This window comes from Collimonas fungivorans (assembly GCF_028292705.1).
Taxonomy (GTDB): Bacteria; Pseudomonadota; Gammaproteobacteria; order Burkholderiales; family Burkholderiaceae_D; genus Collimonas; species Collimonas fungivorans_B.
In genome coordinates, this window is sequence record NZ_JAQGLV010000002.1 from 1 (window position 1) to 8,628 (window position 8,628).

The 8,628-nt window shown below is 64.2% G+C and carries 2 protein-coding genes; both read right to left on the reverse strand.

Annotated elements, in window-relative coordinates:
* Positions 1 to 1,565 (reverse strand): condensation domain-containing protein (locus JWQ61_RS00030; protein ID WP_304358698.1); only part of this gene is annotated, 1,565 nt, incomplete at its 3' end.
* A gap of 10 nt (positions 1,566 to 1,575) precedes the next feature.
* The coding region (locus JWQ61_RS00035; protein WP_304358699.1) for a non-ribosomal peptide synthetase at positions 1,576 to 8,628 on the reverse strand (7,053 nt) is incomplete at its 5' end.

An 8,628-nucleotide genomic window follows, 5' to 3' on the forward strand; every position in this document is an offset into this window, starting at 1 on the left:
GGCCGGGCCCGGGCATGTTCAGCGATATATTCATGCACTGCCTTGAATGCCGTCGGTTGATATGGCTGCTGGCAATTCCAGGCCTCGAGCTGCGCACGCTCCGCCTGCGGCAGCCATTGCAAATCGCAGACCGCTGTTTCAGGCACGGCCGTTGCGCTTGACAGCAATGTGACAAAACGTTCCGCAAGCCGTTCCACGGCATCGGCGTCAAACAGGTCAAGCGCATAAGTGAAGCCGGCATCGATTCCCCCGTCTTCGCTTTCCTCGAAACCTAACGTCAGGTCGAATTTCGCGAACGGCGCACCCGACGGCAGCATGGTTATGGATACGTCGGCAAGCGACGGCAAATGCCGGCGCGCACCATAGGCGGCCATTACCTGGAACAACGGATTATGGCTTGCGCTGCGCACTACGCCAAGCGCTTCGACCACCTGCTCAAACGGCACGTCCTGATGCGACTGGGCGTCAATCAGGTTGCGCTGGACCTGCTCCACCAGCGTCGCGAACGATTGCGTGCGGCCGATGCGCGTGGCAACCGTCAGAGTATTGACAAAAAAACCAATCAATCCCACCGTTTCGCCACGTTCGCGGTTTGCCGACGGCACCCCGACCTGGATATGCGACTCGCCGGAGGCGCGCGCCAGCAGCGCATTGAGCGCCGCCAGCAGCACGGCGAACGGCGTCGCCCGCTGCGCATTGGCCAGGGTCCGCACACGCTGCGCCAGTGGTGCATCGATCCTGAACAGATGGCGCGCGCCGCGCGCACTGCGTTGCGCCGGACGCGGCGCGGCGCCAGGCAGCACCAATACGCTGTCGGCCAGCTGCCCGCGCCAGAACCCAAGCTGCGATTCGCGTTCGCCGGCATCCAGCCAGCGGCGCTGCCATAACGCATAGTCGGCGTACTGGATCGGCAATGGCGCCAGCGAGACCGTCTCTTTCATTGCATACGAACGGTAAAACGATCCCAATTCGGCCAGCATGACGTCGACCGACCAGCCGTCCGCCACAATGTGATGCATCGTGATCGCCAGCCAGTGCGTATTTGCATCCAGCCGTATCAGATAGGCCCGCAGCAACGGCCCATGGGTCAAGTCGAACGGCTGCGCTTCATCCTTGCGTGCGATTTCCTCTGCACGCGCAATGCGCTCTGAAACGGAAACATCGCTCAAGTCGATGCTGTGCCACGGGCAGCGCGCCGGCGCATGCACCGTCTGCTGCACGCCGTCCGCACTTTCCGCGAAGGTGGTGCGCAAGGCTTCATGGCGCGCGATCAATGCATCGCATGACAGGCGCAAGGCATGCGCGTCAAGCACACCATCGAGCTGCAGCCGTTCGGTGATGTGATAGGCCGCCGGTTCGTCGATCATCCGTGCGTGCAGCCACAGGCGCATCTGCGCGAACGAGGCTGGCACACCTGCCGCACGCTCGGCGCGCGGCGGGATCGGCAGCAGGCGGAAATCGATGCCCGCTGCCGCCAGCTTTTGAAGAAACAGCTTGCGCTGTGCGTCCGGCAATTGCGCAAAACGGGCAGCAAGAGAAAGCAGGTCTGGTTTTGCAGTTGTCATCAGTTGGTCCTTATTCCATTTCCAGTTCGCCCAGCAGCGCATCAATCGCGCTGGCGGTATCCGGTCCTGGCTTGGCGCTGCGTTCGGCCAGCGCCAGATCGATCACGGCCGCGCAACGCGCCAGCGTGCGTTCGTCGAACAGCGCGCGCAGCGGCAGCATCAGCGCCCAATGCAGGTTGGCCTGGGCGTTGGCCTGCGTCGCCAGCAGCGAATGGCCGCCGAGCATGAAGAAATCATCGTTGCGGTCAATAGCGTCGACAGCATCAAGGCGCAGCACCCGCTGCCAGATGGCGGCGAGTTCACGTTCGGTATCGGTCTGCAAGGCAGCTGCCGCTTTTTCCTGCCGCACCGGTGCAGGCAATGCATTACGGTCGCATTTCCCGTTCGGCGTCACCGGCAGCGCTTCCAGCTCGATCAAATGAGCAGGCACCATGTATGCCGGCAGTTGCGCCTGCAACAGGCTGAACAACATGTCCTGGTCGAGTGCGCCGTCCGCGCCGCGCGCCAGGTAGCCGATCAGTTGCTCATCGCGCACGATCACCACGGCGTCGTGCACTCCTGCCACCGTGCGCAGCAAGGCCTCGATCTCGCCCAGTTCGATCCGCTGGCCGCGCAGTTTCACCTGGGTGTCGACCCGGCCCAGGTAATCGAGTGCGCCATCGGCCCGGCGGCGCGCCAGGTCGCCGGTGCGGTACAGGCGCGCGCCCGGCACGAACGGATCCGGCACGAAGCGCTCGGCTGTCAACGCGGAACGACCGAGATAACCGCGCGCCAGGCCGACACCGCCCAGATACAGTTCGCCGACGCCGCCGTGCGGCGCCGGGTGCAAGGCAATATCCAGCACATGCAGCTGAAGGTTGGCGATAGGATGGCCGATCGGCACTGATGCCGCCCGTCCGTCGTCCGCCTCGCAGGTCCAGTGTGAAACGTCGATAGCCGCCTCGGTCGGGCCATAGAGGTTGTAGAGCCGGGCATGCGGCAGCAGCTGCGCCACGCGCGCCGCCAGTTCCGGCGCCAGCGCCTCGCCGCTGGCGACTATCCGCTCAATGCTCAGGCAGCGCCCGGCAGCTTTGAAGTCGTCGAGATAGGCAACGAATGCCGCCATCATCGACGGTACGAAATGCAGCGTCGTCACCCGATGTGTCTCGATCGCCACCACTAGCCGTGCCGGATCGCGATGATCGCCTGGCGCGGCAATCGCCAGCTTGGCGCCGACGGCCAGCGGCCAGACGAATTCCCAAACCGACACATCAAAGCCGAACGGCGTCTTGTGCAAGACGACGTCATCGGGCCGCAACTGGTACGCCGACTGCATCCATGCAATCCGGTTCGCCAGGGCGCGATGTGTATTGCCGGCGCCCTTCGGCTTGCCGGTCGAGCCGGAGGTGTAGATCAGGTAGGCCAGCTGGTCGGCGGCAACATTTACAGGCTGATGGAGGTTAGCAGCGCTTTGCATCAATTCGTCGGCGGTAAAGATGCGCACATTGCCATGCGACGCCGCAGCTGCAACGCGTTCACGCAGATGGGCTTGCGTGATCACTACCGCTGGCTGTGCATCATTGAGCATATAAGCGATGCGTTCAGGCGGATAATCCGGATCTATCGGCAGATAGGCGGCGCCAGCCTTCAATACGCCAAGCAACGCCACTACCATATCGAAAGAACGCTCGAGGCACAGGGCAACCGCCGTGTCCGGCCTTACGCCGGCATCGAGCAGCGCAGCAGCGACGCGAGTGGCGCACTGGTCGAGTTCGCCATAGCACATCTGCTGCGGATGGCCTTGCGCGTCAACGAATTCAAGCGCAACCGCTTCAGGCGTTGCACCGGCGGCACGCTCAAACTGGCGGTGCATTGCCATTTGCTGCGCATCGGGCCAGGCTTGCGCCGTAGCGTTATGGCGCACCAGTGCATTCAGGTCGTCATCTGCCGCAACTGCGATCGAACCGAGCGGCGCCTGCGGATTGGCGATGAAAGCATCGACAGCAGCAGCGAATGCGCGATGCAAAGCGGCAACGCGCGCCTCGCCGATACGCGCTGCATCGTAGCCGTAATCGATGGTCAGCAATGTGCCGGCTTCAATCACCAGCGTCAATGCAAAGTCAGTTGCCTCGATGTTGCGCAGGTCGCGCATCTTGAGCGCCCGTTCGTCACGCCCCTGCCATGCTTCGTCGACCGGATAGTTTTCGAATACGGCCAGCGTATCGAACAATGCTCCGCCTTGTCCGGCCCATTGCTGGATTTCGTACAGCGGGGTATGCGCATGCTCCGCCGCAGCGGCGTTATCGCCTTGCAGCTCGTGCAGCCATTCCGCTACCGAGCGTTGCGGCGATGGTTCGGTAATGACGGGTAAGGTATTGATGAAAAGGCCAAGCACGGTCTCGGCATCGGGCAATGCGTCAGGCCGGCCCGCTACTGTCGCACCGAACGCCACTGCCGGCTGGTTGGTCATTCGCTGCAGCGCCAGCGCCCATGCGCCCTGCACCAGCGTATTGAGCGTTACTTTCAGGCCGCGAGCGGTTTCAGACATGCGCGCTGTCACATCGGCAGCCAGTGTCGCGCGCCAAGTGCAATGCTCGGCCGGACGGCCGGCTTCGGCTTCATGTTCGGCGACGCGCGTCGGTTCACCAAGGCGGGCCAGGCGCTGCAGCCAGAATTGACGTTCCGCATCGAGATCGCGTGTGGCAAGCCAGGCGATGAAATCGCGGTAGCGGGTTTTGGCAGGCGCGGCAAACAGCTGAGGGCGCGGCGGCTCGATGTAGTCGCGCAGCACGTCGGCAAAGAAGCGCGCAGTGCTCCAGCCATCCAGCAGCAGATGGTGGCGAGTCCAGACCAGCCGCCATTCGTCGTCCGTCAAGCGGATCAGCGCAACGCGCATCAGAGGTGGTGCGCTCAGATCGAAACTGCGCGTCCGATCCTGGACAAGCCAGTCCTCGAATGCCGTTTTTCCGCTTTCACCTCGGTCGCGCCAGTCGAGTATTTCGACCGGCATCTGCGCCTGCCGATGCACAATCTGCATCGCTACCGCTTCGCTGGAGATGAAGCCGGTCCGCAGAATGTCATGACGCGCTACCGCCGCCTCGAAGGCTGTGCGCAAACGCGCTGCGTCCGGCGCCGCCAGCGTGGCCACCAGCTGGTTCACATAGGTCGACTGTTCAGGTGCGAACAGCGAATGGAACAAGATGCCCTGCTGCATCGGCGACAAGGGATACATGTCCTCGATTGTGCGCAAGTCGAAGGGCAGCCGTTCCAGCGCGCCCTGCGTCAGGCCTGCCGCGCGCGCCAGCGGATAATCGCCAGGCGTGGCGCTGCCGCCGCGTTGCGCCAGGCGCGCGGCGCAGGCAGCCGTCAATTCGGCAAGCGCCGCTTCGAAACGTTGCGCCAGGGTTTCGATGGTAGTGCGTTCGAACTGCGTGTTGCCATATACCCAATGCACTTTCAATGTACGCGGTCCGTCGGCGTCGATATAGGCGTGGATCGCCAGCGCATTGCCGAGCGGGCCGGCAGGATCGCGCTCGCAGCCCGCGCCGCCGAAGCATGGCACCAGCGCAGCATCGCGCGGCGCATCGAACTGGCCGAGGTAGTTGAATGTCACGCGCGGACGCTGTATAGCCGCCAGCGCGGTGCGCGTCGCAGCGTCGCCGTAATGTTGCAACACGCCGAATCCCAGTCCTTTATGGGGCACTGCTCGCAGCGCATCCTTGATGGCGGCCAGCGTCGCGACAGGCGTGTCCGCGACTGCCAGCGCTACCGGATAGTGGCTGGTCAGCCAGCCTATCGTGCGGCTGACATCGACCTCGTCGAACAGCGCTTCGCGGCCATGCCCTTCCAGTTCCAGCCGGCATGCGGTCTGGCCGGTTTGGGCGCACAGCGCCTGCGCCAAGGCGGTGATCAGCAGTTCGATCAGTTGCGTGCGATAGGCGGCGTTCGCCTCAGTCAGGGCGGCGCGCGTCAGTTCGACGTCGAGGACCTGCACCACGGTCTCTGCGCTGGCGTTGGCTGCAACGGCCTGCGGATGGTCAAGCACCAGATCCTGGTGAGGAGCCGCAAGCGAGGTCCAGTACGGCACTTCACCCGTGAATGGGGAATCCGCGCCGCTGGCGGCGAGCGCCAGCCGGGCCGCCCACTCCTGGGCGCTGGCTCCTGTGGCGGAAAGGCGCACGGTGCGCCGTTCCCGCGCTGCTCGGTAGGCGGCATCCAGGTCGTCCAGCAATACGCGCCACGAAACGCCGTCTACGATCGCGTGATGGATTGCGAAATAGAGTTGCGTGCCGCCGTCGGGCAGCGCCGCCGCAAGCGCGCAGGCAGTCGGGCCGTGCGCCAGGTCCAGCCTGCATTGCAAGGCGTCGAATTGCGCCAGCGCATCTGCTTCATCCCGCGCAGCGACGGTTGCCAGCGGCAACGCTTCAAAAGCCTGCGGAGCCTGTATGATATACCACGCACCTTGTGCGCCATCTTGCGTAAAACGCTGCTTGAATATATCGTGATGTTTCAGCAAGGTATCGAAAGCCCGTGCGAATGCGTCAAGATCAAACGGCTCTTGCACGTCTAGCCTGACTGACTGGTTCCAATGTCCGCGCTGTGGAATATCAAGCGAGAAAAACCGCAGCTGCGCAGGCGTCAGCACCAGGTTTTCTTCGCGCTTTGTTTGGCTGGGCCTGGCCTGGGGAGTCGGAGTTGCAGCCTCGATCGCTGCCGCTACCTGGCCCAGGCGCGCCACCGTCGGGCCATCGAACAACTGTTTCGGCGTGAAGCGTACGCCGCGTTTCCGCGACCTGGCGATCACCTGCAACACCAGGATCGAATCGCCGCCCAGTTCGAAGAAGTTGTCTTCGCGCCCGACCCGTTCGGCTTTCAGCACCTCTTTCCAGACCGCCGCCAGTGTTTCTTCAACCATGCCGCGCGGCGCATCGCTCGCTGCGACAGAAGGCGCCGGCGCTACTGCCAGCGCCCGCAGCGCGGGACGGTCAACCTTGCCGTTGGCTGTCACCGGCAGCACATCAAGCGCCAGCAGCACGGCCGGCACCATGTAATCGGGTAAACGCAGCGCCAAGGCTGCGCGCAATGCCGCTTCATCCAGCTTTGCTCCGGTGCGCGGCGTGGCAAACGAGGCCAGCCGCATGCGTCCTTCGTGCTCCACCACCAGTGTTTCCGCCTGCGCCACGCCATCCAAAGTACGCAGCACGGTGCTGACTTCGCCCGGCTCGACCCGGTAGCCGCGGATCTTCACCTGGTCGTCGAGACGACCCAGGAAATCCAGCCGCCGGTCGGCACGCAGCCGCACGCGGTCGCCGGTACGATAGATACGCTCACCGGGAGCGAATGGATGCGGCACAAAACGTTCCGCAGTAGCCGCAGCCCGGCCCAGGTAACCACGGGCGACGCCCGGGCCGCCGAGATACAGTTCGCCGATCGCACCCGGCGGCACACTCGCGCCGCTTGCATCAAGCACGCAGGCATAGGCGTTCGGCAAAGGACGGCCGAGCGGCACGCCTTGCGCCGTTGTCGCCGCGGCGCGCAATCCGGCTTGTGCCGGTGCCGAGGTATCGCAGGTCAGCGCGCCCACCGTAGCTTCAGTCGGGCCGTAGTGATTGATCACCCGGCAGCCAGGCTTGAGCGCCGCGATCCGTTCCACCAGCGCCCACGGTAAAGCTTCGCCGCCGGTCACGATGGCGTGGTCAGGCAGCACATCCGCCGCTTGTTGGGCGTCAAGCAGTGCGTGCAGGTGACTTGGCACGATTTTCAGCACGCCGACCTTGCGTGTGCGCATCTCATGCGCAAAACGGTCCGGGTCGAATGCGCATTCCATAGGCAGCAGATGCAGCGTGCGGCCGGAACACAGGGCGCCGAACAGCGTTGTATGGCCGAGGTCCGCCGCCACCGTCGACACCATTGCCATCGAGGCATCGTCGCTGAATGCGAGCTCATCTAGCATGCCTTGCACGTAATCGGCCAGTGCGCCATGGGAAACCACGACGCCCTTGGGTGTACCGGTCGAGCCGGACGTGTAGATCAGGTAAGCCGCCTGCTCAGGCGCTGGCGGCTGCCGGCGCATTGCGCGATTTGCCAGCAACGGCGTTTGCGCAAGCGCATCCAGCCCAAGCGCCTGCGCCGCGCCGATTTGTTGCATCGGATTGGCCTGGCTAGCGACCAGGATCCATCGCGCCTGGCAGGCATCGACAGCTGCCGCCAACCGTTCCTGGGGCAGCGCCGGATCGAGCAGCACGGCATACGCACCCGATTTCAGAACGGCAACCAGCGCCACCACGAAGTGCACCGAACGCTCGATGCAGACTCCCACCGGCAGCTCGGCGCCCGCTCCTTGCTGTTGCAACGCCAGTGCAATCCGGTCCGAAGCGTCGTCCAGCTCGGCAAACGTGAGTTGCGTGTCGGCGTCGGCCAGTGCAATCCGATGCGGGGTTTCGCTGGCATGCCGTGCGAACAGCGTCAGTACGCTGTCGCATGCCTGCGGCAGCGAACGGCCTCGCCGTGCCGCATGGTAGTCGGCGCTGTCGGTGCAAACCAGTTCGGTGATCGCGCGCTTCGGATCGCTCACCGCATCCGCGACCAGCACCGCAAAGCTGTTGAGCCAGGCTGAGGCGGTCTCGGCGTCGATGCCGTCCAGCGCATGGGCGGCAACCAGCTCGATGCCACGGGGATCGTCGGTGAAATCCAGTGCAAAATCGAAACGTGCGGCCAGGTCCGGCCCCGGCGACATGCGTGCGGTGGCGCCTGGCAGTTCGGCCGTCAGTTCGAGATCGAACTGCTGGGCGAACTTGACCCTGAGCCATTCATCGCCACGCCGTACTGGCGGCTTCACAGCATCAAGCACCTGGTCGAACGGCAGGTCCTGATAGGCAAACGCATCCAGGGCCGTCACGCGCACCGCGTCCAGCAATGCAGCAAACGACTGGACCGGCGCTACTCGCGCGCGCAGCGCCAACGTATTCAGGAACAGGCCGACCAGCGGCGCGGTTTCTGCATGCAGCCGATGCGCGATCGGCACAGCGACAACAATATCGGTTGCGCCGGTCAAGCGATACAGCCAGGCATTGAACGCAGCCAG